Source organism: Phenylobacterium soli, assembly GCF_003254475.1.
In the GTDB taxonomy this organism is placed as follows: Bacteria; Pseudomonadota; Alphaproteobacteria; order Caulobacterales; family Caulobacteraceae; genus Phenylobacterium; species Phenylobacterium soli.
In genome coordinates this window covers 1,437,261-1,462,828 of sequence record NZ_QFYQ01000001.1, presented here as the reverse complement: position 1 = coordinate 1,462,828, position 25,568 = coordinate 1,437,261, and the positions used below count along the sequence as shown (strand labels likewise).

General features: G+C 70.4%; 27 protein-coding genes. 13 read left to right on the top strand and 14 right to left on the bottom strand.

Going from position 1 to position 25,568, the window contains the following annotated elements; all coding sequences use genetic code 11:
* Positions 1–3: 3 nt before the first annotated feature.
* The 4 genes from argF to DJ017_RS07275 form a co-directional block, all read right to left on the bottom strand.
* Positions 4–939: an ornithine carbamoyltransferase gene (gene argF / locus DJ017_RS07290; protein WP_111528091.1), complete on the bottom strand. Its 936-nt coding sequence runs from the start codon at positions 937–939 to the stop codon at positions 4–6.
* 91 nt (positions 940–1,030) lie between these two features.
* Positions 1,031–2,212 (bottom strand): aspartate aminotransferase family protein, encoded by a 1,182-nt coding sequence (locus DJ017_RS07285; RefSeq protein ID WP_111530007.1) that lies wholly within the window; start codon positions 2,210–2,212, stop codon positions 1,031–1,033.
* A 142-nt stretch (positions 2,213–2,354) separates the two neighbouring features.
* Positions 2,355–2,855, bottom strand: a complete 501-nt coding sequence (locus DJ017_RS07280) for a hypothetical protein (protein WP_111528090.1) — start codon at positions 2,853–2,855, stop codon at positions 2,355–2,357.
* Positions 2,856–2,941: 86 nt separating this feature from the next.
* Positions 2,942–3,763: an ABC transporter permease gene (locus DJ017_RS07275; protein ID WP_111528089.1), complete on the bottom strand. Its 822-nt coding sequence runs from the start codon at positions 3,761–3,763 to the stop codon at positions 2,942–2,944.
* 219 nt (positions 3,764–3,982) lie between these two features.
* On the opposite strand from DJ017_RS07275, the gene gcrA reads away from it, so the two are divergent.
* On the top strand, positions 3,983–4,483 hold the full coding sequence (gene gcrA / locus DJ017_RS07270; RefSeq protein WP_111528088.1) for a cell cycle sigma 70 cofactor GcrA: 501 nt from the start codon (positions 3,983–3,985) through the stop codon (positions 4,481–4,483).
* Positions 4,484–4,571: 88 nt separating this feature from the next.
* Here gcrA and DJ017_RS07265 read toward each other — a convergent pair whose 3' ends face one another.
* Positions 4,572–5,129 carry a class I SAM-dependent methyltransferase gene (locus DJ017_RS07265; RefSeq protein ID WP_227000056.1) on the bottom strand — a complete coding sequence of 186 codons (558 nt, stop codon included), beginning with the start codon at positions 5,127–5,129 and terminating at the stop codon, positions 4,572–4,574.
* Positions 5,130–5,242: 113 nt separating this feature from the next.
* On the opposite strand from DJ017_RS07265, the gene xseA reads away from it, so the two are divergent.
* Positions 5,243–6,733 carry an exodeoxyribonuclease VII large subunit gene (xseA, locus tag DJ017_RS07260; protein WP_111528087.1) on the top strand — a complete coding sequence of 497 codons (1,491 nt, stop codon included), beginning with the start codon at positions 5,243–5,245 and terminating at the stop codon, positions 6,731–6,733.
* 27 nt (positions 6,734–6,760) lie between these two features.
* Positions 6,761–6,985 (top strand): DUF2093 domain-containing protein, encoded by a 225-nt coding sequence (locus DJ017_RS07255; protein WP_111528086.1) that lies wholly within the window; start codon positions 6,761–6,763, stop codon positions 6,983–6,985.
* A gap of 17 nt (positions 6,986–7,002) precedes the next feature.
* On the opposite strand, the gene DJ017_RS07250 is transcribed toward DJ017_RS07255, so the two are convergent.
* Positions 7,003–7,920, bottom strand: a complete 918-nt coding sequence (locus DJ017_RS07250; protein WP_111528085.1) for a lysophospholipid acyltransferase family protein — start codon at positions 7,918–7,920, stop codon at positions 7,003–7,005.
* A gap of 151 nt (positions 7,921–8,071) precedes the next feature.
* On the opposite strand from DJ017_RS07250, the gene DJ017_RS07245 reads away from it, so the two are divergent.
* Positions 8,072–8,452: a helix-turn-helix domain-containing protein gene (locus tag DJ017_RS07245; protein WP_111528084.1), complete on the top strand. Its 381-nt coding sequence runs from the start codon at positions 8,072–8,074 to the stop codon at positions 8,450–8,452.
* 28 nt (positions 8,453–8,480) lie between these two features.
* Entirely contained in the window at positions 8,481–9,296 is an 816-nt protein-coding gene (gene hisN, locus DJ017_RS07240) for a histidinol-phosphatase (protein WP_111528083.1), read from the top strand.
* 35 nt (positions 9,297–9,331) lie between these two features.
* Here the strand turns inward: hisN and DJ017_RS20780 are convergent, their stop codons facing one another.
* Both DJ017_RS20780 and DJ017_RS07225 read right to left on the bottom strand, forming a co-directional pair.
* Positions 9,332–10,888: an alpha/beta fold hydrolase gene (locus DJ017_RS20780; RefSeq protein ID WP_133255402.1), complete on the bottom strand. Its 1,557-nt coding sequence runs from the start codon at positions 10,886–10,888 to the stop codon at positions 9,332–9,334.
* Positions 10,888–11,214: an SCP2 sterol-binding domain-containing protein gene (locus DJ017_RS07225; protein ID WP_111528082.1), complete on the bottom strand. Its 327-nt coding sequence runs from the start codon at positions 11,212–11,214 to the stop codon at positions 10,888–10,890. Before DJ017_RS07225 ends, DJ017_RS20780 begins: the two co-directional genes overlap by 1 nt.
* 299 nt (positions 11,215–11,513) lie before the next feature.
* On the opposite strand from DJ017_RS07225, the gene DJ017_RS07220 reads away from it, so the two are divergent.
* On the top strand, positions 11,514–11,978 hold the full coding sequence (locus DJ017_RS07220) for an Hsp20 family protein (RefSeq protein WP_111528081.1): 465 nt from the start codon (positions 11,514–11,516) through the stop codon (positions 11,976–11,978).
* Between the two features lie 87 nt (positions 11,979–12,065).
* Here the strand turns inward: DJ017_RS07220 and DJ017_RS07215 are convergent, their stop codons facing one another.
* The 4 genes from DJ017_RS07215 to gpmA form a co-directional block, all read right to left on the bottom strand.
* Complete coding sequence (locus DJ017_RS07215; protein ID WP_111528080.1) at positions 12,066–13,328, bottom strand: pentapeptide repeat-containing protein; 1,263 nt, start codon at positions 13,326–13,328, stop codon at positions 12,066–12,068.
* Entirely contained in the window at positions 13,329–14,591 is a 1,263-nt protein-coding gene (locus DJ017_RS07210; protein WP_111528079.1) for a pentapeptide repeat-containing protein, read from the bottom strand.
* 72 nt (positions 14,592–14,663) lie between these two features.
* Positions 14,664–15,125, bottom strand: a complete 462-nt coding sequence (locus tag DJ017_RS07205; RefSeq protein WP_227000055.1) for a bifunctional diaminohydroxyphosphoribosylaminopyrimidine deaminase/5-amino-6-(5-phosphoribosylamino)uracil reductase RibD — start codon at positions 15,123–15,125, stop codon at positions 14,664–14,666.
* Between the two features lie 40 nt (positions 15,126–15,165).
* Positions 15,166–15,876, bottom strand: coding sequence for a 2,3-diphosphoglycerate-dependent phosphoglycerate mutase (gpmA, locus tag DJ017_RS07200; protein WP_111528078.1), 711 nt, complete (start codon positions 15,874–15,876; stop codon positions 15,166–15,168).
* A gap of 119 nt (positions 15,877–15,995) precedes the next feature.
* Between gpmA and DJ017_RS07195 the strand changes: the two genes are divergently transcribed.
* From DJ017_RS07195 to DJ017_RS07175, 5 genes are all read left to right on the top strand, one after another.
* On the top strand, positions 15,996–16,241 hold the full coding sequence (locus tag DJ017_RS07195; RefSeq protein ID WP_111528077.1) for a hypothetical protein: 246 nt from the start codon (positions 15,996–15,998) through the stop codon (positions 16,239–16,241).
* A complete protein-coding gene (locus DJ017_RS07190; RefSeq protein ID WP_111528076.1) occupies positions 16,238–17,218 on the top strand; it encodes a KpsF/GutQ family sugar-phosphate isomerase in 981 nt (326 codons plus the stop codon). Before DJ017_RS07195 ends, DJ017_RS07190 begins: the two co-directional genes overlap by 4 nt.
* 121 nt (positions 17,219–17,339) lie before the next feature.
* On the top strand, positions 17,340–18,842 hold the full coding sequence (locus DJ017_RS07185; RefSeq protein ID WP_111528075.1) for a phosphomannomutase/phosphoglucomutase: 1,503 nt from the start codon (positions 17,340–17,342) through the stop codon (positions 18,840–18,842).
* Positions 18,843–18,931: 89 nt separating this feature from the next.
* A complete protein-coding gene (locus tag DJ017_RS07180; RefSeq protein ID WP_111528074.1) occupies positions 18,932–20,242 on the top strand; it encodes a UDP-glucose dehydrogenase family protein in 1,311 nt (436 codons plus the stop codon).
* A 79-nt stretch (positions 20,243–20,321) separates the two neighbouring features.
* Complete coding sequence (locus DJ017_RS07175) at positions 20,322–20,504, top strand: DUF3606 domain-containing protein (RefSeq protein ID WP_111528073.1); 183 nt, start codon at positions 20,322–20,324, stop codon at positions 20,502–20,504.
* Positions 20,505–20,850: 346 nt separating this feature from the next.
* Here DJ017_RS07175 and DJ017_RS07170 read toward each other — a convergent pair whose 3' ends face one another.
* The gene (locus DJ017_RS07170; protein WP_111528072.1) at positions 20,851–21,699 is read right to left on the bottom strand and encodes a c-type cytochrome; all 849 of its coding nucleotides are present in this window, start codon (positions 21,697–21,699) and stop codon (positions 20,851–20,853) included.
* Positions 21,700–21,838: 139 nt separating this feature from the next.
* Positions 21,839–23,191 (bottom strand): phosphoglucosamine mutase, encoded by a 1,353-nt coding sequence (gene glmM / locus DJ017_RS07165; protein ID WP_111528071.1) that lies wholly within the window; start codon positions 23,189–23,191, stop codon positions 21,839–21,841.
* Between the two features lie 117 nt (positions 23,192–23,308).
* Here glmM and glmS point away from each other — a divergent pair, with 117 nt between their 5' ends.
* Together glmS and DJ017_RS07155 are read left to right on the top strand one after the other, a co-directional pair.
* The gene (gene glmS / locus DJ017_RS07160; RefSeq protein ID WP_111528070.1) at positions 23,309–25,123 is read left to right on the top strand and encodes a glutamine--fructose-6-phosphate transaminase (isomerizing); all 1,815 of its coding nucleotides are present in this window, start codon (positions 23,309–23,311) and stop codon (positions 25,121–25,123) included.
* Positions 25,124–25,172: 49 nt separating this feature from the next.
* On the top strand, positions 25,173–25,463 hold the full coding sequence (locus DJ017_RS07155) for a hypothetical protein (protein ID WP_165830549.1): 291 nt from the start codon (positions 25,173–25,175) through the stop codon (positions 25,461–25,463).
* The last annotated feature ends 105 nt before the right edge of the window (positions 25,464–25,568 follow it).

Below are 25,568 nucleotides of genomic sequence, written 5' to 3'. Positions count from 1 at the left end.
CCTTCAGATCTTCCCGAAGCACCACGCCAGGATCGACTTCTGGGCGTGGATGCGGTTCTCGGCCTCGTCGATGACGACGCTCTGCGGCCCGTCGATGACCTCGTCGACCACTTCCTCGCCCCGGTGGGCGGGCAGGCAGTGGAGGAACAGGGCCTTGGAGTCGGCGAGGCTCATCAGCTCCTCGTCCACCTGATAGGGCTCGAGCGCGTCCATCCGCTCGTCATGGTCGGTGTCGCCCATGGAGACCCAGGTGTCGGTGATGACGGCGTGCGCGCCTTTCACCGCTTCGCGCGGATCCTCGGTGGTCTCGATCAGGCCCTGCTGCTCGGCGGCGCGGGCGAGGTCGACCAGGTCCGGGTGATAGACCGCCGGGCTGGCGATGCGCAGCCGGTAGCCGAGCTTGGGCGCGGCGTGGATGAAGCTGGCGCAGACGTTGTTGCCGTCGCCCACCCAGGCCAGGGTCTTGCCCGACACCGGCCCCAGCCGCTCCTCGATGGTCAGCAGGTCGGCGATGATCTGGCAGGGGTGGCCCTTGTCCGACAGGCCGTTGATCACCGGCACCGAGGCGTTCAGCGCCAGCCGCTCCAGGTCCTCGTGGACGTTGGCGCGGACCATGATGGCGTCGACCATGCGCGACAGCACCTTGGCGGTGTCCTCGATCGGCTCGCCGCGGCCGAGCTGCATGTCGGCGGCGTTGGAGATGATCACGTGGCCGCCGAGCTGGCGCATGGCCGCGTCGAACGAGAAGCGGGTCCGCGTGGAGTGCTTCTCGAAGATCATGGCGAGGGTCCGGTGCTCGGCCGGCTTGTCCGCGTCCGGCTGACCCTTCGGCCACCCGAGGCGCGCGGCCTTGCGGGTGCGCGCGTCGTCGAGGATCGCGCGGACGTCCGCGTTCTCTAGCTTCCAGAGATCGATGAAGTGTCTGACGGGCTGGGTCATCGTGAACCCCCCAAGGCCCGCTCCCGGCGCTGACGCGAGGAGCGGGTGGCTGTGATCGGAAATCCGGCGGGCGCCGGGATGGATGGCGGGATCAGGCGGCGGCCTTGGCCTTGGCCTGGGCGGCCTCGCAGGCGCGCTCGAACTTCTCGATGGCCTCGCGGGCCTCGTCGAGAGTGAGGGTGAGCGGCGGCAGGAGGCGCACGCAGTTCTCGCCGCCGCCGGCGATCAGCAGGTGCTGGTCGCGGGCGTGCTGCATGAACTCGCGGTTCGGCGTCACCAGCTTGACGCCGATCAGCAGGCCCTTGCCGCGGATGTCGGCGACCACGTCCGGGTAGCGGTCCTTCAGGCCCGAAAGCTGCTGGGTGAAGTAGCCGGCCACCTCGCGCACATGGGCGAGCAGCTCGGGCTTGGTCAGCTCCTCGACCGCGGCGATGCCGACGGCCATAGCCAGCGGGTTGCCGCCGTAGGTCGAGCCGTGCGAGCCGGGGGTCATGCCCTTGGCCGCATCGACCGTGGCGAGGCAGGCGCCGACAGGGAAGCCGCCGCCGAGCGCCTTGGCCACGGCCATGATGTCCGGGTCGGCGGCCCCGTCGAGCCACTCGTAGGCGAAGAGGCGGCCGGTGCGGCCGAGGCCGCACTGGATCTCGTCGTAGATCAGCAGCGTCCCGGTCTCGTCGCAGAGCTGGCGGATGGCGCGCAAGGTCGCCTCCGACCACGCCCGCGCGCCGCCCTCGCCCTGCACGGGCTCGAGGATGATCGCCGCGGTGGTCGGGCCGACCGCTTCCCGGATCGCGTCGAGGTCGCCGAACGGCAGCTGGACGAAGCCCGGCAGGCGCGGGCCGAAGCCCTCGAGGTAGCCGGCGTTGCCCGAGGCGTTCACCGCCGCGATGGTGCGGCCGTGGAACGAGCCCTCGAAGCCGATGATATCGATGCGCTCGGGCTGGCCGTTGGCCCAGTGGTGCTTACGCGCGGTCTTGATGGCGCACTCGATCGCCTCGGTCCCCGAGTTGGTGAAGAACACCACGTCGGCGAAGGTCGCGTCGGTCAGCATGCCGGCGAGCGTCTGCTGGCCCGGGATCGTGAAGATGTTGGAGACGTGCCACAGCTTCTCGGCCTGGTCCTTCAGGGCCTGGACGAGCTTGGGGTGGGCGTGGCCGAGCGCGTTCACCGCGATGCCGGCCATGCAGTCGAGGTAGGCCTCGCCCTCGGCGGTGTAGAGGCGCGCGCCTTCGCCTCGCTCGAACGCCAGCGGGGCGCGCTGATAGACGCCCATGATGTGGTCGCTGGGAACGGTCGCGGCGGCTTGCGGCGCGGTCTTCTCGGTCACCGAAGGAGCCCTCCAAAAGGCAAACGTCCCCGGCGTGCGCGCACGGGGACTGGAAGGCCTGGCCTTTTCCGCTCGTAACGGCGGGATGTCAACGATTTAGGGGCGCCCGGGCGCTGCGCGACAGAACCGCGGCGATGGCGAGCCCGACGCCCACATGGGCGGCGATGTCGGTCAGGGACTGGACGCCGTCCCAGCGCGGGAACCTCGCCGGGAACCGCAGCGGCAGGACGAGGCCGTACATCACCCCGTAGAGCACCAGGCCGTAGACGGCCCCGGCGGCGAGCGGCCGGGCGTAGAGCTGGCGCAGGCGGCTTGCGACAAGGGCGAAGGCGGCGGCCATGCAGGTGGCGATGGCGAAGTGGGTGACGACGCCCAGCGCCGCCGTGGCGAGGCCGCCCTCCCCCGCCGCCTTGCCGATCCAGCCGCTCGCCACGCCCTGCCAAGGCCGCAGGAGCGAGCGGCCGTGAACCAGCGCGACGCCGCAGGCGTAGACGAAATCCACCGCGCCGCCGGCCAATCCGGCCAGCACCACAGCGCGGATCGAGCCCTGACCCGCAGGCGAAGCCTCGGAGGCGTGAACGGCGGCCATGGCGTTTCTCCCGGCGAACCCCGCGGGAGCTTGACCTTAAAAGCCGCCGGGTTGCGAGCACATTCCGATGCCCGGCCAGGTGGCGCTCAGGTCTTGATCTTGTAGCCCGTGGCGAACATCCGGTAGCAGACGAAGCCGGTGACGAGGGTCAGGGCCAGGGTCAGCGAGACGCCGACCGTGAGCGAGCCTTCGGCGTGGCCGATGAAGCCGTACCGGAAGCCGTCGATCAGATAGAAGATCGGATTGTACTGGCTGATCGTGCGGAACGGCTCGGGCAGGCGCTCGATCAGGTAGAAGGTCCCCGAGAGGAACGTCATCGGCATGATGACGAAGTTGGTCACCGCCGCGATGTGGTCGAACTTCTCCGACCAGAGCCCGGCCATGATCCCGACGAAGCCCATGATCAGCGCCGCGCCGAGGCCGAAGAACAGGGCCGCCCAGGGGTGGGCGAGGGTGATGTGAGCGAAGGGCAGGACCGCCAGGCCGGCGACCGCGCCCACCAGGATGCCCCGCGTGGCCGCGCCGCCGCCGAAGCCGATCAGATGCTCCAACGGGGTGAGCGGCGGGGTCATGAAGTCGCCCATCAGGCCGTTGAACTTGGCCTGTAGCAGCGAGGACGAGGAGTTGGCGAAGGCGTTGGAGAGGACCTGCATCATGATCAGGCCCGGCGCCACGAAGGCGCCGTAGGCGATGCCCTCCACCGGCCGGCCGCCGCCGACCGCCACCACGAACACCAGCATGTACAGCAGGGCCGTCACCACCGGGGCGGCGAGCGTCTGCATGCCCACCTTCCAGAAGCGCCGCACCTCCCGCAGATAGAGGGTCTTCAGGCCCTCCCAGTTGATCCCCTGATAGACCCGGGGCTGGGGCGGCAGAACGACTTCGTCTTGGGTGGCCATGTCCTTCATGACCCCTCATGTGCGCCGCCCGCGGCCCAGCCGCAAGCCTGCGACGGGTTAACCCAACATCTAGTTCCTGTGGATGAAGCGAAGGGCGCCTATTGTGTCCCTTAAGGACTTGTTTACCACTGATAGTGGTTGGTGAGCGCTGAGACTGTCGGGCGCCACAAGATGTTGAGTCCGAGGGCCGCCGTGGGGGAGGTCCGGACCGCAGGCTGGGAGGCGAGCATGGGTTGGACTGACGAACGGGTCGAGCTCCTGAAGAAGCTCTGGCAGGAGGGTCTCTCCGCCAGTCAGATCGCCAAGCAGCTGGGGGGAGTCACCCGCAACGCTGTGATCGGCAAGGTGCACCGCCTGGGCCTCTCCGGCCGCGCGGCGCCGTCCAAGCCCGCCCGCACGGTGTTCAAGGCGCCGCGCCCGGCCCGTCCGGCGGCGGCTCCCTCGGCCCCGCGCCGGCTGGCCGAGCCCGCGACCCTGGCGCCGGCGCCCTCGCCGGTTCGCTACGTGGACGAGGAGCCGGGCACGGCCACCGTGCTGACCCTCGGCGCCCACATGTGCAAGTGGCCGATCGGCGATCCGGCCCTGGACAACTTCACCTTCTGCGGCCGCCGCACGGACGAGACCGGCCCCTACTGCCACGAGCACGCCCAGGTGGCCTATCAGCCCGCCCAGGCGAAGAAGAAGAGCTCCGCCGCCGAATTGGCCCGCTCGCTGCGTCGGTACATCTGACCGACCGGCCTTCGGGCTCCCTGGATCCGTTGGGGATGGGGGCGCGTCCGCAAGCTTCGGCGGCGGGCGCGCCCTTTCCGTTTGGGGCCTAGCCTTCCGGCGGCGCGACGGCCGTGAAGTCCGGCGCCTCGACCGCGGGCGTGGCGGCCGCGGGCACGACCTTGTTCATCACCGTCACTAGGTGGACGCCGTTGTCGTGGCGCTTCTGGCTCTGGATCCGGAAATAGCCCTTGAACCCGTACATCGCGGCCATCCGGCGCTGGTCGTCGAAGTAGAGGGGGAAGGTCTCCTCGGTGATGATGTTGACGTGCGTCGGGTCGCGCCACGCCGGCCCGGCGGGGAAGGCCGGGGTGTAGGACAGGAACGCCCCGCCCGGCTTCAGCACCCGCCAGATCTCGTTCATCAGCTCGACGAACGGGAACCGCCGCCCCGGCGCGTAGAGGATGCGCGGCACGTGCTCGATGAAGTCGAAGGCGGTGACCACGTCGAAGAAGTCGTCCTCGAAGGGGATCGGCTCGATCGCCAGGTCCGCCTGCACTACCCGCGCGGCGGCGTCCTCGCGGATGTCGACGCCATAGACCTCCTCGGCGGAGAACGGGTTCTGGGGCGCCGAACCGCAGCCCAGGTCGAGTGCTCTCTTGATCACGGCGCCGCCTGTGAAGTGATGATGCGTCCGGGCTTCATAGGCGCAAACGCCCACCGCCCCGAAGCGCAAAGCGCACATTGGGAATCGCGGGCTGCGGGACTACCTTCTCCCCGATGACCGACGTCGCGCCCGAGGCCTCTCCCGACACCGTCGCCCAGGATGGCAACGCCCGGCCCTATTCGGTGTCGGAGCTGGCGTTCGCGCTGAAGCGGACGCTGGAGGACGCCTACGGGTTCGTCCGCCTGCGGGGCGAGCTGTCCAAGGTCACTCATCACTCCAACGGCCACGTCTACCTGACCCTCAAGGACGAGCGGGCGGCGATCGACGGGGTGGTCTGGAAGGGCCAGGTGCGCGGGCTGTCGATCCGGCCCGAGCAGGGGCTGGAAGTGATCGTCACCGGCAAGATCACCGCCTATCCCGCCGGCTCTCGCTACCAGATCGTCATCGAGACCATGGAAGCGGCGGGCATGGGCGCCCTGCTCGCCCAGCTCGAGCGGCTGAAGGCCCGGCTCGCGGCCGAGGGCCTGTTCGCACCGGAGCGCAAGAAGCCCCTGCCCTCGATGCCCGCCGTGGTCGGGGTGGTGACCAGCCCGACGGGCGCGGTGATCCGCGACATCCTGCACCGCATCCGCGACCGCTGGCCGTGCCGGGTGGTGGTCTGGCCGGTGGTGGTGCAGGGCGATGCGGCCGCGGCCCAGGTGTCGGCGGCGATCCGCGGCTTCTGCGCCCTGGGACCGGCGGCCGGCGTCCCGCGGCCCGACGTCCTGATCGTGGCGCGCGGCGGCGGCTCGGTGGAGGACCTGTGGCCGTTCAACGACGAGGGCCTGGCGCGCACCGTCGCCGACTGCCCGATCCCGCTGATCAGCGCCGTGGGCCACGAGACCGACACCACCCTCATCGACTTCGTGTCCGACCGGCGCGCCCCGACCCCCACGGCGGCGGCCGAAATGGCGACGCCGGTGCTGGCCGAGCTGAAGGCGCTGGTGGGCGACCTGGGCAGCCGGATGCACCGCTGCGGCGGGCGCGTGGTGGAGGACCGCCGCGCGCGGGTGATCCACGCCGAGCGGGCGCTGCAGCGGGTCCCCGATCTGGTGCGGCTTGCCGAGCAGCGGTTCGACATCGTCTCCGGCCGGCTCGGCGCGGCCCTGGCCAAGAACGCCGCCGCCCACGAACGCGACCTCGTGCGGGTGGCCTCGCGCCTCTCGCCGCTCCTTCTCCAGCGGCCCCAGGCGGTGCAGCGCCAGCGGCTTGATGCCGTGGCCCAGCGGCTGCAGCCCGCCGCCGAGCGGCGCCTCGCCCGGGCCGGCGAGCGGCTGGAGGCGCTGGGCAAGCTGCTGGTCAGCGTCGATCCCGACCGGCCCCTGCAGCGCGGCTTCGCGCGGGTAGCGCGGGCCGACGGCAGCCTGGTGCGCTCGGGCGCCGAGCTGGTGAGCGGCGAGACGGTCGCCATGACTTTCGGCGACAAGGTGACCCGCAGCGCCGTGGTGGACGGTCAGGGGCCCGCCGGCGGCGGCGATCCCGTCGCCAAGCCGGCTCCGAAGCCCGCCAAGCCGAAGGCCAGGCCAGGCCCGGCCGCAACCTCGGTGCAGGGCGATCTGTTCTGATCGTCATCGAGGGCTTAAATAGGCCCCATGAACGCCCACGATCGCGATTTCGCCAGCCAGGACCTCGCCGTGCTGCACTATGGCGACGGCGAGTTCGCCGTCCTCAAGCCCGGCCGCTTCGTGCTCTGCGCCGTCACCGGCCAGAAGATCCCGCTGGAAGCCCTGCGCTACTGGAGCGCGCCGCTGCAGGAGGCCTACGCCGGCCCGGCGGAGGCGCTGAAGCGCTGGCAGGAAACCAGCAACCCGGCCTAGTTCCCGCCCCTCCCCCGCTACGCGTGGGAGGACGATTTCTTGTAGATCTCGTTCGGCCAGCGCTTGTGGACCCAGAACCACTGGGTCGGCTGGGCGAGGATGCGCTCTTCCATGAAGGCGTTGACCTTGCGCACGCCGGCCTCGAGGTCGGCGTCCCGGTCGCCGGTGTCGTCGAGCCAGATCGGCTCGTGGGCGGTGACGCGGAAGTGGGTCTTGCCGATCCGCTCGACGCTCATCGGCTGCAGCGGGATCTTGAAGCGCAGGGCGAAGGTCGAAGGGCCGGGCGCGGTATGGGCCATGACCCCGAACAGCGGCGCGGCGATGCCGCCGTTGAACTTCTGGTCGTTCATCAGCGCCACCGACTCCCCGCGCGAGAGGGCGCGGATCAGCTCGCGGGCGCCTTCCAGGCCCTTGGGCGCGAAGAGCTCGACGCCGTAGCGCGTGCGGGCCCGGTGGATGCGGGCGTCCACATAGGGGTTGTTGGTGGCGCGGTAGGTGATCTGGCAGGTGATGCCGGCGTGCAGGATGACGGCCGGCATCAGCTCGAAGGACGAGAAGTGGCCGGAGATGAACACCACCGGCCCGCCGCCCTCGGCGATGGCCTTCAGCCGCTCGGCGCCGACCACCTCGACCCGGGCGGGATCGGCGACGATGCGGTCGAGGATCGGGAACTCCGCCGCCCAGCGGCCGAGCTGGCCCCACTGTTCGTCCAGGAGGCGCGCGATCTCGGCGTCCGAGGCCGCCGGAAAGGCGATCCGCAGGTTGGTCTCGGCCACCCGGTGCGAGGAGGTCAGCGGGCCGAGCCTGCGGAACAGGGCTGATCCGAAATCGGACACCGCATCGATGGGGAAGGCGCGGGCGAGCGCCTCCACGACATCGTAGGCGAACGCCTCGAGCCGCCAGAGGAGATGCTGTCCGAAGGAAGCCTTGGCCATCGTCCTCCTACTAGTTGGCGTCGCCGCCCCAGCGCAACGCGGCGCAGCGCGCGAGGCCTCTTTTGGCGCCCGTCTTGCGGGAGGCGAAGCGTGGGGTCCCGAAAGGGGACATGAACCAGCGCGGACGGCGCGAACACGAGAATACCGGGTGATGGCGGACGATATCGATGTGCATCTGGGACGGCGGCTTCGGCGTCGGCGGCGGTTGCTGGGCCTGACCCAGCAGGAGCTCGCGCACGCCTGCGGCGTCCGCTTCCAGCAGATCCAGAAGTACGAATGCGCCGCCAACCGCATGTCGGCCGCCCGCGTCTGGCAGCTGGCCGAGGTGCTCGAGGTGCCGGTCAGCTACTTCTTCGAAGGCTTCGCCGAGGCCCAGGCCCAGGGCATGGAAGAGAGCGGCGAGATCTTCTCGCGCAAGGAGACGCGCGACCTGGTGCGCGCCTACTACCAGCTTGGCGAGCGCCCGCGTCGCCGCCTGCTCGACCTCGCCAAGTCGCTGAACGGCGACATCGAGGGCGAGAGCTGTTCCTAAAGCCGCCGCCAACCTCTAAACCGGCGTCATGCCGGCGCTGTCCCAAGACCTGATCGACGAGCTCGACGCCTTCCTGATCGAGCTCAACCACGCCGCCGCGGGCGAGATCCTGCCGAGATTCCGCGGCGACCACGGCATGGTCCACAAGGAAGGCCGCTGGAGCTTCGATCCGGTCACCGAGGCCGACAAGGGCGCCGAGCGGGCGATCCGCAAGCTGGTCTCCGAACGCTATCCGCACCACGGCTTCATCGGCGAGGAATATGGCGAGGACCGGCCGGACGCCGACTTCGTCTGGGTGCTCGATCCGGTGGACGGCACGCGGGCCTTCATCGCCGGCCTGCCGCTGTGGACCACGCTGATCGGCCTGCGGTTCGAGGGCCGGCCCGTGCTGGGCTCGATCGGTCAGTCCTATCTGGACGAGATCTACATCGGCCATGCGGGCGGCTCGCGCCTGATCCGCGGCGGCGAGACGACGCCCTTGAAGGTGCGTCCCTGCCTCAAGCTCACCGACGCCATCATCGCCACCACCGATCCGGAGATGTGCTTCACCGGCGCCGAGCTCGGCGCCTGGACACAGGTGCGCGCCGCCGCGCGGCTGGCGAGGCTCGGCTGCGACGCCTACGCCTACGCCATGGTGGCGGCCGGCACGATGGACATGGTGATCGAGGCGGGCCTCCAGGCCTGGGACATCGAGGCCGCCATCCCCCTGATCGAGGGCGCCGGGGGCCTGGTCACCGACTGGCGCGGACAGCCGGTCGGCCAGCAGGGCGGGCAGATCGCCATCGCCGGCGACCGCGCCTGCCTGGACGAGGCGCTGGTCGCCCTGCGGCGGTCCGCGGCCTGACGAGGCCGCGGCGCCTTACGCGTACGAGCTGAAGCTTACTTCTTGGCCGGAGCCGCCTTCTTGGCGGCGGGCTTATTGGCGGCCGGCTTCTTGGCCGTAGGGGCCTTGGCGGCGGCGGCCGGCTTCGCAGCGGGCTTGGCTGCAGCCTTGGCCGGAGCCTTGGCCGGCGCCTTCTTCGCCGCGGCGGGCTTCTTCGCCGCAGCCGGCTTCTTGGCGGCGGCCGGCTTGGCCGCGGGCTTCTTGGCGGCGGGGGCCTTCTTCGCCGCAGCGGGCTTGGCCGCAGCCTTGGCCGGAGCCTTGGCCGGAGCCTTCTTGGCGGCGGCCGGCTTGGCCGCCGGCTTCGCAGCCGCTGTCTTGGCCGTCGACGGCTTCTTCGCGGCGGCGGGCTTGGCGGCCTTAGCCTGAGCGGTCTTGGCTGGGGCGGCCTTCTTGGCGGCGGCCGGTTTCTTGGCCGCAGCCGGCTTCTTGGCGGCGGGCTTCTTAGCGGCGGCCGGCTTCTTCGCGGCGGGGGCCGGAGAGGCGGCGGCAGCGGCGGCGGGCGCCGGCGCGGCCGCGGGCCTGGGCGTCGGAGCCGCGGCGGCGGGCGCCGCCTCGGCGGGCTTGGGCGGAGTGGGCGGCGCGGCCTTCGGCGGCTCGGCCGGCTTGGGCGCAACGCGCCCGGTGAGGGCGTCGAAGGCCCTCATGAAGATGTTACGCATCTCGTCGGTCTCCATCAGGATTTCGTGGAAGGCGCCGGGGACGTTGATCAATTTGCCCTGCGGCAGGTGGCGGGCGGCCGCTCGTTGGGCCGCGTTGTCGACCAGCTTGTCTTCTTCTGCCGAAAGAATGATTACCGGAACGGTTATGTGCGACAGACGCTCGGGACGGGCGAGTTCGGCCGTCGCCCGCAGCGCGAAGTCGAGCCAGCCCCAGGTGGGCGCACCCAGGGCCAGCTGCGGCTCGGCCTTCAGCTGGCCGAGCGTGCGCTCGAAGCGCTGGCGGTCGTGGGTCAGGGCGTTGGCTTCGAAGTCCTCGTCGAACGGCTTGCCCGGATCGTTCATCACATAGCGCCGGGCCCGGCCCATCATCTTGGAGATGCGGGTCATCATCTTGGCCGTCGCCAGCGAGCGGCCGCCGGTCTGCACGCCCAGCATGGGGGCCGAGAAGATCGCGCCGGCGAACCGCGTCTCGCCGTGGGCCATGGCCAGGAGGGTGAGGCACCCGCCCATCGAATGCGCCACCGCCACCCAGGGCTTCGGCAGCCGCTCGGCGTAGGCGTCGAGCAGGATCCTGAAGTCGTCGAGGAAGGTCTTGGCGCCGTCGGCGTGGCCCTTCAGCGGGTCGCCGAGCATGCGATGCGACAGCCCCTGGCCGCGCCAGTCGTGGGCCAGCACCACGAAGCCGCGGTCGAGGAAATCCTGGATCACCTCGAAATACTTCTCGATCGGCTCGGTGCGGCCGCCGGAAAGCACGATGGAGCCGCGCGCCCGCCCCTTGGGAGAGAACAGGGCCGCGCGCAGGCGCGCCCCGCCGGCGCCGGAGATCCAGGCCGGCTCCGCGCCGTCCGGGATCGGCGCGTCGGACGTCGCGATCAGGGGCGCGGGGTCGAACATCAGTCGCGGGCCTTGGAGAATATCGCCTGGATGCGGGGCTGCAGCTTCATCGCCAGCCCCATGTCGGAGAGCTTCAGCCGGCCGGTCATCATGGCGCGCACCGGGTCGAGTTCGCCCTTGCCGAGCGCCTCGAGGTCGCGGCGGGCCACCGTGACCGTCAGGTCCGCCGGGCGGTCCTCGTTGCTGACCGCCGCCCCGTCGATGTGGATGAAGCCCTCGCCCTTCAGGTCGAGCTTGATCGTCGTGGAAAGCGGGCCTTGGCCGAGGTCGGCGTCCGACGCAGCAGCCCGGCGGATTCGCTCCGTCAGCTCCTCCAGCGTCGCCATGCCCCCAAATGCTCCCCGAATCACAAGAGAGCTTCGCTTTAGGCGCGAGTGAAGTAAACCGCCCCGGTAGCGCTGTTACGGTTTCAGACCGCCTTCGCGCGCCCTGGCGGAGCGGCTCGCCGCCCCTGCGGCGCACGCCTTAGACGACCTCTTGAACGCGGTTTTCGGTCACCCATCTAGATTGGCGGAAGGCGCTGGATTTCCGGGCTTTCCGGGCGCGCGTGCGAGGCCTGATCGGCTCGTGCAAAGCGCTCCACATGAACATCGCAACCTTGCTTGAAGAGAAGGATGTGACCCCTATGCGTACGTTTGACTTCGCTCCCCTCTATCGTTCGGTCGTGGGCTTCGATCGCCTCGCCAACCTCCTGGAAGCCGCCGCCACCGAGACTGCGCCGGCCGGCTATCCCCCGTACAACATCGAGCGCACCGCCGAGAACGAGTACCGCATCGAGATCGCGGTCGCCGGCTTCCGGCCCGATGAGCTCAACGTCGAGGTCAAGGAAAACCTCCTGACCGTCCAGGGCCGCAAGGCGGCCAACGACGAGACCCGCCACTTCCTGCATCGCGGCCTGGCCGAGCGCAATTTCGAGCGCCGGTTCCAGCTGGCCGACTACGTGGTCGTGACCGACGCGAACCTGCAAGACGGCGTGCTGCAGATCGCCCTGAAGCGCGAGCTTCCCGAGGCGCTCAAGCCGCGCCGCATCGAGATCGGCACGGCCTCCCAGCCGCTGATCGAGGGCGAGGCCGCCGACAAGGCGGCCTGATCTCCCGCCCCGCCACGCGGCGAGGAAAGCTATTCCAGGCAAGCGGCGCGGGGCGGTCCCCGCGCCGCTTTTCTTTTGCCCGTCGCCTCAGTCCTCGTCGCCGAGGGCGAGGCCGCGCGCGGCGCGCTTCTGCTGGGGCGAGAGTTCGACCGCCGCGAGGGTGGCGCCGGCGAGATCGCAGCCCTTGAGGTCGGCGTCGGCGAGCGCCGCGCCCGAAAGATCCGCGCCGCGGGCGAAGGCGCCGCGCAGGCGCGCGCCGCTCAGGTTGGTAGGCGTCGAGCGGCCGCCGCCCAGCGGCAGCGGCGACAGCAGCGCCGCGTCGAGCTTCGCCTTGGTGAGATCGGCGCGGGGCAGGCGCGCGCCGCGCAGGTCGGCGTCCTTAAGCACGGCGCCGCGCAGGTCGGCCTCTTCGAGGTCCGCGCCCTGGAGCTGGGCGCCGGTGAGATCGAGGCCCACCAGGCAGGTGCGCTTGGCGCTGATGGCGGTGAGCCGCAGGCCCTTCAGCGCCTCGGCGTGGGGCCGCATGTCCTCGCCGTCGATCACGGCCCGCTGGCCTTCCTTGCCGCCGGAGCGGACCCAGGCGTCGTGCCCCTTGAGCAGGCCGGCGATCTTGTCGGTGCGCAGGGCGCTGACCCGCGGCGCATCGGTGAGCGCGCCTTCCAGCCGGGCGCCGCGCGTGCGCGCCGTGGCGAGGCCGACGCCGGTCAGCACGGCGCGCTTGAGGTTGGCGCCCTCGAGGTTGGCCCCCTCGACCTTCGCGCCTTCCATCAGGGCGCTGGAGAACACGGCGTCCTTGAGGTTGGCGTCGGTGAGCATGGCGCCGCGCAGCGAGCAGTCGGAGAAGTCCGTGCCGGGGGCGTGCAGGCCGTCGAGGCGCGAGTCGTCGAGGGTGGCGCCGGTCAGCACCGCATTGTCCGCCTCGCCCGAGCGCGGCTCCTCGACGACGGCGGGGAAGCCCTTGCTGGGGTGCGGGCGCGCCACCTTGCCGGGGCGCAGGTCGACCCCGGTGAGGTCGGCGTGGGCGAGATTGGCGCTCTGCAAGCACGCGCCGCGCAGGTCCGCCCTGGCCAGGAACGCGCCGCGCAGGTCCGCCCCGCGCAGGTCGCAGCCCGACAGGTTGGCGCCGTTCAGCCGCGCGCCGGTGAGGCGGGCGGCGTCGAACACCGAGCCGGAGAGCTCGGCGCCGGACATCTCGCGGCCCGAGAGGTCGAAGCCGGTGAAGTCGACGAACGGTAGGGACAGGCGCTTGCCGCCGGGCTGGCCGGCGACGAAGCGCGCGTGCGCCGCAAGGATGATGTCGAGTTCGCCGGGAGTGAGCTTGCGGCGACCCGAGAGGGCGGGTCTGGCCACCTAGATCACTTCCTCCAGGCCGCGCGCGCCGTGCCGGCGCACGCCCGTGAAGTTGGCCTGGCGCAACATCGCCCCGCGGAAGTTGGCGCGGCTGACGTCGGCGTCGGTGAAATTGGCCTGGCGCAGGTCCGCGCCGGCCAGTTCGGCGAACTTGAGCGAGGCGCCGGCGAGGTTGCACGGCAGCAGCCGGTCGGCGCCCAGCAGCAGCGGGCCCATCTGGGCCTCGCGCAGGTCGGCGCTGTTGAGCTTGGCGTTGACGAGGCGCGCGCCGCGCAGGTCGGCCCGGCGCAGGTTGCAGCCGCGCAGGTCGGCCCCTTCCAGATGGGCGCCCTGGAGCTGCACGCCCTCCATGTCGAGGCCGTAGAAGATCGCCCCCTTCGCCGAGAGCGCTGTGAGGTTGTAGCCCTTGATGCTCTCCAGGGTGCGCAGGTCGGCCTTGTCGAACGACGAGGGGCTGCCCTCGGCGCCGTCGGTCTCGCACCAGCGGGCGTGTTCCTTGATGAGGTGGCCGTAGTTGATCCGCTCGCTGGCCGGCACGGTGGGCTCGTCGGTGAGCACGCCGGCCATGTTGGCGTCCATGACGTTCCAGGCCATCGTCTTGGCGCCCACCAGGATCGCGTCGCGCAGGTCGGCGCCCTTCAGGTCCGCGCCGGAGAGATCCGCGCCGGAGAGGTTCGCGCCGGAGAGCGAGGCGTGCTTGAGGTTGGCCCGCACCAGCTTGGCGTCCTTGAGCACCGCGTCGGTGAAGTCGGCCCGCACGGCCATGACCCCCGAGAGGCGCGAGCGCTCGAGGTTGGCGCCGGACAGGTTGGCGCCCTGCACCTCGCCCACGGCGGCGGGGTTGGTCTCCAGGCGCCGGAAGCCGTACTTGCGGTCGGCGGCGGCGAGCGCGCCCTCGCGCAGGTCGCATTCGAAGAGGTCGGCGCCGGTCAGGTTGGCGTTGCGCAGGCAGGCGCCGCGCAGGTCGGCCCGGCGCAGCGAGGCCTCGGAAAGGTTGGCGTCCTGCATATCGGCGCCGAACAGGTTGGCGTGGTCGAGCCGGGCGTGGACCATCCGGCAGGAAGCCAGGATCGCGCCGGTGAAGTCGGCGTCGCACAGGTTCTTGCCCGAGAGGTCGAGCCCCGACAGGTCGCACCAGGCGAACACGGCGCGGGCGCCGCCGGGCTTGGAGCTCCACAGACGGTCGTGCTTGGCGCAGATGGCCTCGACCTCCGCCTGGTTCAGGCGGCGGACGACGAGGCTGGCGGCGGGTGCGCTGGGCATGGCCACGACGGTCGGAGTCTCCTTTCTCCGAACAAGGCTATGCCGAGCGGATTAAGGATGGATTTCCAATATTTAGCCTTCGGGCCGGACGATTTTCCCGGGGAAGTAGCCCTCGTACAGGGCGGCCGCCTCTCGGGACATCAACCCCAGGTCGGTCTCTACCCCGGATGCACGCAACCTGGCGACGCCGACGCCGGCGGCGTAGGGCGAGGCGTCGCTCGCCGCAACCACCACGCGATCGACCCCCGCCATCACCAGCCGCTGACTACATGACGGCGCGCCGGAGGAGCGCTCGCCGCAGGGCTCCAGGGTGACGTAGGCGGTGGCCCCGCCGGCGCGTTCGCCGGCCTGGTCGAGCGCCAGCTCCTCCGCGTGCGGCCGGCCACCCTCGCCCGTGACGCCCTCGCCGACCACCTCGCCGTCCTTGACGATGATGCAGCCGACGGCCGGATTCTCGGCCGTCTTGCCGACGCGGGTCGCCGCCAGGGCGATGGCCCGGCGCATGTGGGTTTCGTCGTCGGCTGAGTTGCTCATCAGCCCTCTACATGCCCCTTCTGCCCTCGCGGGAGAAGGTTCAGATCGCCGGCAGCGGCTGCGCCCGGTCGGCGTCGAGGTAGCGGGCGGCGGTGGGCTTGAGGTTGGCGTCCAGCTCCACCACCAGCGGGTTGCCGGTGGGGATCTCGACGCCGACGATCGCATCGTCCGCCACGTTGAAGATCAGCTTCACGATGGCGCGCAGCGAGTTGCCGTGGGCGGCCACCAGCAGGGTCTCGCCGGCCTTCAGGTGCGGGGCGATCTCGCCCTCCCAGTATGGCTGCACCCGGTCGAGGGTGGTCTTCAGGCTCTCGGTTTCGGGCAGGTCCGCGCCGGCGTAGCGGCGGTCCTTGGAGAAGTCGAACTCGCCGCCGGGCGCGAGCGGTGGCGGCGGCACGTCGTAGGAGCGGCGCCAGATCTTCACCTGGTCGGCGCCGTGCTTCTCGGCGGTCTGGGTCTTGTTGAGGCCGGTCAGGCCGCCGTAGTGGCGCTCGTTGAGCCGCCAGTCCTTGGTCTCGGGCACGAAGGTCTGGCCGGCCGCCCACAGCGCCAGCCACGAGGTGCGGATCGCCCGCGTCAGCACCGAGGTGAAGCAGCGGTCGATGGACAGCCCCGCGGCCTTGATCAGCTGGCCGCCCTTCTTCGCCTCGGCCTCGCCCTGCGGCGTCAGGTCGACGTCCACCCAGCCGGTGAAACGGTCCGCCAGGTTCCATTCGCTCTGGCCATGGCGCAGCAGGATGAGGGTGGGCAAGGCGGGTCTCCGAGATGGTGTGGGCGACGCGCTAGGGCCTGGGAGGGGCCGCCGTCAAGCGCGCAGCGCCCAGAGGCGCGTTGGCCCGAGTCGCTGGGACCGCTATAGGAGGCGGCAAGATGCTCGATCGCCTCTACCTGCCGCTCCTGGCCCTCGCGGCCCTGGCCGCCGTCGGCTTCTCCATGGTCTGGCCCCAGGGCCTCGGCGACCGCTCGCCCGCCCCGTTCGGCCACACGCCGGTGCAGCAGACGCCGGCCATGAAGGCGGCCATGGACCGCGAGACCGAGGCCTCCGAGAAGCGCATCCGCCAAGCGCGCGACGCGGTCCGCGACCTGCAGGCCCAGGCGCTCTCGCCGAACCAATGAGCACGTCGGACGCCATCGCCGTCGGCCGCCGGGTCCTGGCCGCCGAGGCCGACGCCCTTAAGGCCCAGGCCGACGCCCTCGGGCCGGACTTCGCCCGCGCCGTCGACATCCTGTTCGCCGCCCAGGAGAAGGCGAAGGGCGGCCGGATCATCTGCACCGGCATGGGCAAGTCGGGCCACGTGGCGCGCAAGATCGCCGCCACCTTCGCCTCGACCGGCTCGTCGGCCTTCTTCGTCCATCCGGCGGAGGCCAGCCACGGCGACCTGGGCATGATCGGCGAGAGCGACGTGATCCTCGGCCTCTCCAAGTCCGGCGAGGTGCGCGAACTGGCCGACGTGCTGGCCTACGCCACCCGCTTCCGCATCCCGCTGATCGCCATCACCGCCAAGGCCGACAGCGCGCTCGGCCGCGCCGCCGACGTGGTGCTGCTGCTGGCCGACGCGGCCGAGGCGACCAGCGAGGTCAACGCGCCGACCACCTCCACCACCCTCCAGATCGCGCTCGGCGACGCCCTGGCCGTGGCCCTGCTCGAGCGGCGCGGATTCAAGCCGCAGGACTTCCACGTCTTCCATCCGGGCGGGAAGCTCGGGGCCATGCTGCGGGTCGTCGGCGACCTGATGCATGCGGGCGAGGAGCTGCCGCTTGTCAGTCCCGACACACCGATGCGCGAGGCGCTGCTGGAGATGACCGGCAAGCGGTTCGGCGTGGTCGGCGTCACCGGCGCCGACGGCCGGCTGGTGGGCGTCATCACCGACGGCGACCTGCGCCGCCACTCCGAGGGCCTGCTGGATCACACCGCCGGCCAGGTGATGACCGCCGGGCCCAAGAAGGCGGTGCCGCCGGACATGCTGGCCTCCGAGGCCCTGGCCCTGATGAGCGACCCGCCGCCCTCGGTGACCGTGCTGTTCGTGGTCGACGACGGCAAGCCGGTCGGCATCCTGCACGTGCACGACATCCTGCGCGCCGGGGTGATGTGATTCTCTCCGTCCGACGCGGACGATTCGCAGCGAACCAAGCTCGGCCATCCGGCGTTGCAATGGTCTTGTCGCTCTCCACCCAGTAAGAAGCGCCTCTCGTCCGCTTGAGTCCGGAGCCCCGATGCTGCCCAAACCCCGCGCCGACCTGCTCGCCAACACCCTCGCCTACGAGACCGAGCCGCTGGTCAAGGCCACGGGCTTCCGGGAGTACGACGCGCGCTGGCTGTTCGGGCCGGACATCAACCTCCTGGGCATCCAGGCGCTCGGCCTGGCGCTCGGCACCTACATCCACGAGCTCGGCCACCGGAAGATCGTCGTCGGTCACGACTTCCGCTCCTATTCGCTGTCCATCAAGCAGGCCCTGACCATCGGCCTGATCGGCGCCGGCTGCGAGGTGCTGGACATCGGCATGGCGGTGACGCCGATGGCCTATTTCGCCCAGTTCGACCTCGACGCGCCCTGCGTCGCCATGGTCACCGCCAGCCACAACGAGAACGGCTGGACCGGGGTGAAGATGGGCGCCCAGCGCCCCCTGACCTTCGGCCCCGACGAGATGGGCCGGCTGAAGGAGCTGACGCTCAATGCGCAGTGGAAGGAGCGGGAGGGCGGCAAGCTGACCCGCGTCGACGGCGTGGCGGAGCGCTACATCGCCGACGCCGCCGCCCGCGCCAAGCTGAGCCGGCCGCTGAAGGTGATCGCCGCCTGCGGCAACGGCACCGCCGGCGCCTTCGCGCCCGAGGGCCTGCGCCGGATGGGCGTGGCCGAGGTCATCGAGATGGACACCAAGCTCGACTGGACCTTCCCGAAGTACAATCCGAACCCGGAAGATCAGGTCATGCTGCACGCCATGGCCGACGCCGTGCGCGAGCACGGCGCGGACGTCGCCCTGGGCTTCGACGGCGACGGCGACCGCTGCGGCGTGGTCGACGACGAGGGCGAGGAGATCTTCGCCGACAAGATCGGCCTGATGCTGGCCCGCGACCTGTCGGCCCTGCACAAGGACGCGACCTTCGTCGTGGACGTGAAGTCCACCGGCCTGTTCGCCACCGACGAGGTGCTCAAGGCCAATGGGGCCAAGACCCTCTACTGGAAGACCGGCCACTCCTACATCAAACGCAAGACCGCCGAGGTCGGGGCCCTGGCCGGCTTCGAGAAGAGCGGCCACTTCTTCTTCAACCCGCCGATCGGGCGCGGCTACGACGACGGCCTGGTGGCCGCCGCCGCCATCCTCTCCATGCTCGACCGCAACCCGGGCAAGAAGCTGTCGGACCTGAAGAAGGCCCTGCCGGTCGCCTGGACCTCGCTGACCATGAGCCCGCACTGCGCCGACGAGGAGAAGTACGGCGTGGTCGAGGACATCGTGCGCGAGTACGAGCAGTTCCGCGCCGCCGGCGGCACGATCCTCGGCCGCAAGATCGTCGACCTGATCACCGTCAACGGCGTCCGCGTGGCGCTGGAGGACGGCTCCTGGGTGCTGGTCCGCGCCTCGTCCAACAAGCCGGAGCTGGTGGTGGTGGTCGAGAGCACGCGCTCGGAGGAAGACATGCGCGCCCTCTTCCGCGAGGAGGTGAAGCCGCGCCTGGCCAAGCGTCCGCAAGTCGGCGCCTACAACCAGGAAATCTAGGCACGAAACCTGCAGTCGTGGCGCGCGGCCGCTAGCGGCGCGGCGCGCCCTGTGTCAAAGCGCGACCACTCCAGAGGGAACAGCTTCGCATGCATGTAGCGATGATCGGCACCGGCTATGTGGGTCTGGTGAGCGGCGCCTGCTTCGCCGACTTCGGCCACATCGTCACCTGCATCGACAAGGACGCCGGCAAGATCGAGCGGCTGAAGTCGGGCGGCATCCCGATCTACGAGCCGGGGCTCGACAAGCTGGTCGCCCAGAACGTCCAGGCCGGCCGGCTGTTCTTCGACACCGACGCCGCCGAGGCCGTGAAGAAGGCCGACGCGGTGTTCATCGCCGTGGGCACGCCCTCGCGGCGCGGCGACGGCCATGCGGACCTGTCCTACGTCCACGCCGCCGCCGAGGAGGTGGCCAAGCTGGTCGACGGCTTCACCGTGCTGGTCACCAAGTCCACCGTGCCGGTCGGCACGGGCGATGAGATCGAGGCCATCGTCAAGCGCGTGCGCCCCGAGGCCGACGTCGCCGTGGTGTCGAACCCGGAGTTCCTGCGCGAGGGCGCGGCGATCGAGGACTTCAAGCGCCCCGACCGCGTGGTGGTCGGCACCGACGACGATCGCGCCCGCGAGGTGATGCGCGAGCTCTACCGGCCGCTTTATCTCAACGAGACGCCGATCCTGTTCACCGGCCGGCGCACCTCCGAGCTTATCAAGTATGCGGCCAACGCCTTCCTGGCGATGAAGATCACCTTCATCAACGAGGTCGCCGACCTCTGCGAGGCGGTGGGCGCGGACGTCCAGCAGGTGGCCCGCGGCATCGGCCTCGACAACCGCATCGGCGGCAAGTTCCTGCACGCGGGCCCCGGATACGGCGGCTCGTGCTTCCCGAAGGACACCCTGGCCCTCGTCCAGACCGCCCGCCAGTACGGCGCGCCGATCGATCTCGTGGAGACCACGGTCAAGGTCAACGACGAGCGCAAGAAGGCCATGGCCCAGAAGGTCATCCGCGCCGTCGACGGCCAGGACCTGTCGGGCCGCACGATCGGGGTCCTGGGCCTGACCTTCAAGCCGAACACCGACGACATGCGCGACGCCCCCTCGCTGGACATCGTGCCGGCCCTGCAGGCCGCGGGCGCAAAGGTCCAGGCCTTCGACCCCGAGGGCCACGAGGCGCGCCAGATGCTGGCCGACGTGGATTTCAAGGACAGCCCCTACGATGTCGCCGAGGGCGCCGACGCCCTGGTCATCATCACCGAGTGGGACCAGTTCCGGGCCCTCGACCTCGACCGCATCAAGCTGCTGATGAAGCGGCCGGTGATGGTCGACCTGCGCAACATCTACAAGCCCGACGACATGAAGGCCCGCGGCTTCGCCTACACCAGCGTCGGCCGGCCGGGCGTCTGAAGGGGCGAACGGCCCGACCTGCGCGCGCGCGCGCCGGCCGAAAAGGAGCTAGGCTGCCCGCCGGAAGCGGGGAACCCTCATGGCAGGTCTGAAGGACAAGCGCGGTTTCATCGACAAGGAGCGGCTCGATCTCTCCGAGCGCAAGGCCGTCGAATATTGGATGAAGCGGTGGGGCGTGACGCGCGATCAGATCACGACGGCGCACCGCAAGGTCGGCCGGCTGACGAAGGATATCGCAGCGGAGCTCGGCAAGAAGCGCTGAGCGCACGGTGTCCGACCAAGCCGGCGGATGCGCTCTGCCTGAACGGCCGTAACGTCAGCTGGCGGTAGGGCTAGAAGCCGGTCTGGCTGATCCGCAGCAGGACCTGGCCGATCCACAGAGCGCCGGCCCAGAAGGCCAGGCCGAGCAGGGCGACGAAGGCGAGGCAGGCCACGGAGCTGACGCCCCGATTCAATTCCTGCCGCGCGACTCCCCCGAAAGCGAGGTTGGGCCGCATATCTCCTCCCCAGTTCTTAGCTCCGTGACGGTCGAGCGCCACAGCTTGTGTCGAGACTGACATAATCATTTAGCTTTGGGTAGGGTTGCTCACACATGACGTGACGTGAGGTCACGAAGACTTTTCCGCCCGCGCCTTGAGGTAGGCGTGCAGGGCCGAGATCTCCTCGTGGCTGAGGGCGTTGAAGCGGCCGGGCGCGGCCTCGCTCATCAGGCCGAGGCGGCGGTTGCCGGCGGCGACGCCGGTGCGCAGCAGCCGCTCGAAATCCGCCGGATCGTAGGCGCCGGCGATGGCGAGGTCCGGTGCGTGGGTGGTGGCGCTGCCCTTCAGGTCGAGCCCATGGCACTCCATGCAGGCGCGGGCGAGGGTGCGGCCCTGCTCGTACTGGGGTCCGAGGTCGACCGGCGCCGCGTGGCCTTCGGCGGCGAGGACCGCGGGCGCGGAGCGGAACTTGCCGAGCAGCACGCCGAGGCGGCCGACGGGGCCGATCTGCTTGACCGGCTGCAGGCCGCCCTTGGCCGGGAAGGTGCGCAGATAGGCGATCAGGTCGGCGGTCTCGCCATCGGTCAGGCGCGAGAAGGCGTCTGAGGGCATGATCCACAGGGGCCGGCCGTCGGCCGCCACGCCGGTGCGGATCGCGCGCGCCAGGTCCTCGTCCGACTGGTGGGCCATGGCCAGCGACAGGTTCGGCGCGGCGATTCGCGCCACCGGCATCTCGTCGAAGAAGGTGCGGCCGCCGAGGTCCGCGCCGTGGCAGTCGTGGCAGCCGTAGAGCGTCGCCACGCGCTTGCCGCGGGCGATGGCGTCGACGTCGCGGGCGGCGGCGAGGCGGACAGGCGCCTTGGCCGCGGGCCAACGGATCATCGCCTCGCTGGCGGCGAAGGCCCCGAGCGCGGCAAAGACGACGACGACGGCGAGGCCCGCCAGGCCCAGGCCGATCCAGCGCAGAACGCGGCGCATGAGAAACTCCCGCTGCTTCGGTGCAACGGGAGCGCGTCCCGCTGCGGAGAGCGCGGGGAAATAGAGCGAGCCTCAGGCTTCGCCAATCAGCGGTATCGCAACACCGGTCTGCGGATTTGCAGAGGCCCCTGCCCGGCGGTCAGGCCGCGGCCTTCTTCACCGCCCCGACGATCTCCTTGACGACCTGGTTGACGAGCTTCTCGTCGTCGCCCTCGGCCATGATGCGGATCAGCGGTTCGGTGCCCGAGGCGCGGACCACCACGCGGCCCGTGCCGTTCAGCTTCTGCTCGGCGCCGGCGATGACCGACTTCACCTGATCGGTGTCGAGCGGCTTGCCGCCGGCGAAGCGGACGTTCTCGAGTTTCTGCGGCACCGGCTCGAACTGGCGGGCCAGGGCGCTCATCGGCTTGCCCGTCTCCTTGAGCACCGCCAGCACCTGCAGCGCCGCCAGCAGGCCGTCGCCGGTGGTGGCGAAGTCGCGCAGGATGATGTGGCCGGACTGCTCGCCGCCGAGGTTGAAACCGCCCGCGCGCATCTGCGCCATCACGTAGCGGTCGCCGACCTGGGTGCGCTCGAGCTTGAGGTTGCGGGCCTTCAGGAAGCGCTCGAGGCCGAGGTTGGACATCACCGTTGCCACCACACCGCCGCCGGTCAGGCGGTCGCGCTTGGCCCAGTTGTCGGCGATCAGGGCCATGATCTGGTCGCCGTCGACGACCTGGCCCTTCTCGTCGCAGATCACCAGCCGGTCGGCGTCGCCGTCGAGGGCGATGCCGATGTCGGCGCGGTATTCCTTCACCGCCTTCTGCATGGCGGCCGGGGCGGTCGAACCGCACTCCTCGTTGATGTTGAAGCCGTTGGGCGAGACGCCGATGCGGATCACCTCGGCGCCGAGCTCGTAGAGCGCCTCTGGCGCCACCTTGTAGGCCGCCCCGTTGGCGCAATCGATGACGATGCGAAGGCCGCTCAGGTTCAGCCGGCGCGGGAAACTCGCCTTGGCGATCTCCACGTAGCGGGCCTGGGAATCGTCGATGCGCTGCACCCGGCCGAGGTTGTCGGGCGAGGCCAGGCCCTCCTCGAGCCCCTGGTCCATCAGGGATTCGATCTCCAGCTCGCGCTCGTCGGAGAGCTTGTAGCCGTCAGGCCCGAACAGCTTGATGCCGTTGTCGGCGAAGTGGTTGTGCGAGGCCGAGATCATCACCCCGAGGTCGGCGCGCAGGGAGCGGGTCATCATCGCCACGCCCGGGGTCGGCAGCGGGCCGAACAGGCGCACGTCCATGCCCACGCTGGTGAAGCCGGCCACGAGCGCCGGCTCGATCATGTAGCCCGACAGCCGGGTGTCCTTGCCGATCACCACCAGGTGGCGGCGGTCGTCCTTCGACATGAAGAGCTTGCCCGCGGCCATGCCGACGCGCAAAGCCACCTCCGCCGTCATCGGATAGCGGTTGGCCTGGCCACGGATGCCATCTGTTCCGAAATAGGCGCGCTTGGTCATGGGCAGCTCACGAAACGATCGGAAACCACGATTTAGTCGACGGGATTTGGTTGAATGGTAAAGCCCGCTGCTCACGGGTTCGACGCCCCGCGTTTATCATAAAGGACGCCAAAACCTATGTGCGGCATCATCGGCATCGTCGGTACGAAGCCTGTCCAGGACCGGCTCATCGACAGCCTCAAGCGCCTGGAATATCGCGGCTATGATTCGGCGGGCGTCGCGGGGGTCGTCGACGGCCAAGTGGAGCGCCGCCGCGCCCAGGGCAAGATCAGGGCGCTGGAGGAGGTGCTGGCCGGCGAGCCGCTGAACGCCAGCGTCGGCATCGGCCACACCCGCTGGGCCACCCACGGCGCCCCGTCGGTCAGGAACGCCCACCCGCAGCACGCGGGCCGCGTGACCCTGGTCCACAACGGCATCATCGAGAACTACGCCGAGCTGAAGGAGGCGCTGAAGGCCAAGGGCCGCGTCTTCGAGAGCGACACCGACACCGAGGTCATCGCCCAGCTGCTCGACGAGGAGCTGAAGACGAAGCCGCCCATCGAGGCGCTGAAGGCGACGCTCGACCAGCTCACCGGCGCCTACGCCCTGGCCGTGCTGATCGACGGCGAGGAGCAGCTGATCATGGGCGCGCGCCGCGGCTCGCCCCTGGTGGTCGGCTTCGGCGACGGCGAGATGTTCCTCGGCAGCGACGCCCTCGCCGTCGGCCCCTTCACCAATCGCATCGCCTATCTCGACGAAGGCGATTACGTGGCCATCGACCACAACACCGCGCGCATCTTCGACGAGACGGGCCAGGCGGTGAACCGTCCGGTCCGCACCGTCGCCGCCTCCGCCGCCCTGGTGGAGAAGGGCAACTATCGGCACTTCATGGAGAAGGAGATCCATGACCAGCCGGACGCCTGCCAGCACACGCTCTCCGCCTACATCGACCCGACCACCGGCCATGTGCACGCGCCGAACGGCCTCGACTTCACCAAGTTCGACCGGGTGCAGATCGTCGCCTGCGGCACCGCCTCCTACGCCGGCGCCATCGCCCGCTACTTCTTCGAACGGCTGGCCGGCCTGCCCTGCGACGTCGAGGTCGCCTCCGAATTCCGCTACCGCCAGCCGGCGGTGACGCCGAACACCCTGGCCGTGGCCGTCTCCCAGTCGGGCGAGACCGCCGACACCCTGGCCGCCCTGCGCTGGTGCAAGAGCCAGGGCCTGACCACCGCCGCGGTGGTCAACGTCCACGAGAGCACCATGGCCCGCGAGGCCGACGTCGTCCTGCCGACCCACGCCGGGCCGGAGATCGGCGTCGCCTCGACCAAGGCCTTCACCAGCCAGGTGGCCGCCCTCACGGCCCTCGCCGTCGCGGCCGCGGCCGCCCGCATGCGCATCGACAAGGCCGAGGAGGCCCACTACACGCGCCTGCTGCTCGAGGCGCCGCGCCTGATCGCCGAGGCGACCCAGATGGAGGACGAGATCCGCGCCCTGGCGCCCGAGCTCGCCCGAGCCCGCGACGTGCTCTACCTCGGTCGCGGGGCGATGTTCCCGCTCGCGCTCGAGGGGGCTCTGAAGCTCAAGGAAATCAGCTACATCCACGCCGAGGGCTACGCCGCCGGCGAGCTGAAGCACGGACCGATCGCGCTGATCGACGAATCCACGCCGGTGATCGTCATCGCCCCGTCGGACAGCCTGTTCGAGAAGACCATCTCCAACATGAGCGAGGTGGCGGCGCGCGGCGGCAAGGTGATCCTGATCACCGACGCGGAGGGCGCGCGCAACGCGCCGAAGGACGCCAAGGTGATCGTCGGGCCAAGCTGCGACCCGATCCTGGCGCCGCTGGTCTACGCCCCGCCGATCCAGCTGATGGCCTATTACGTCGCCGTCCAGAAGGGCGCCGACGTCGATCAGCCGCGCAACCTCGCCAAGTCGGTGACCGTCGAATAGCCCACGCTTGTCCTTGACGGCCGCGGCGGGTCGTGTTCTCTTTTTGTTCATGACCCGAGTCCGCCCGCCCCGTCTTCGCCGCATGCGCGCCCTCGATACCGTGATCGACAGCGGCCGGCGCGTGGCCGAGGCGCTCGCCGACGACGCGGCGAAGTGCCGGACGACCGCCGAGAAGATCCGGCTCGCCGAGGCGTTCAGTCAGGTGGCGGAAGAGGTCTGCAGCGCCATTGCGCTGGAGGCGGAGCTGGTGCGCCAGCCGGCTGAGCGGAGCGCCGCGCCCGAGCGCGATCCCGAGGGCGCTTCGGGGGGCGCCCCCGCGGCCAAGCCGCCGGTTCACTAGATCCGGCGTCAGTAGATCCGACGTTCGGTAGATCCGGGCAACGGCTCGGAACAGGACCCCAGAATGCAAAACGGCCGCTCCATCCGGAGCGGCCGCTCGCAAAAG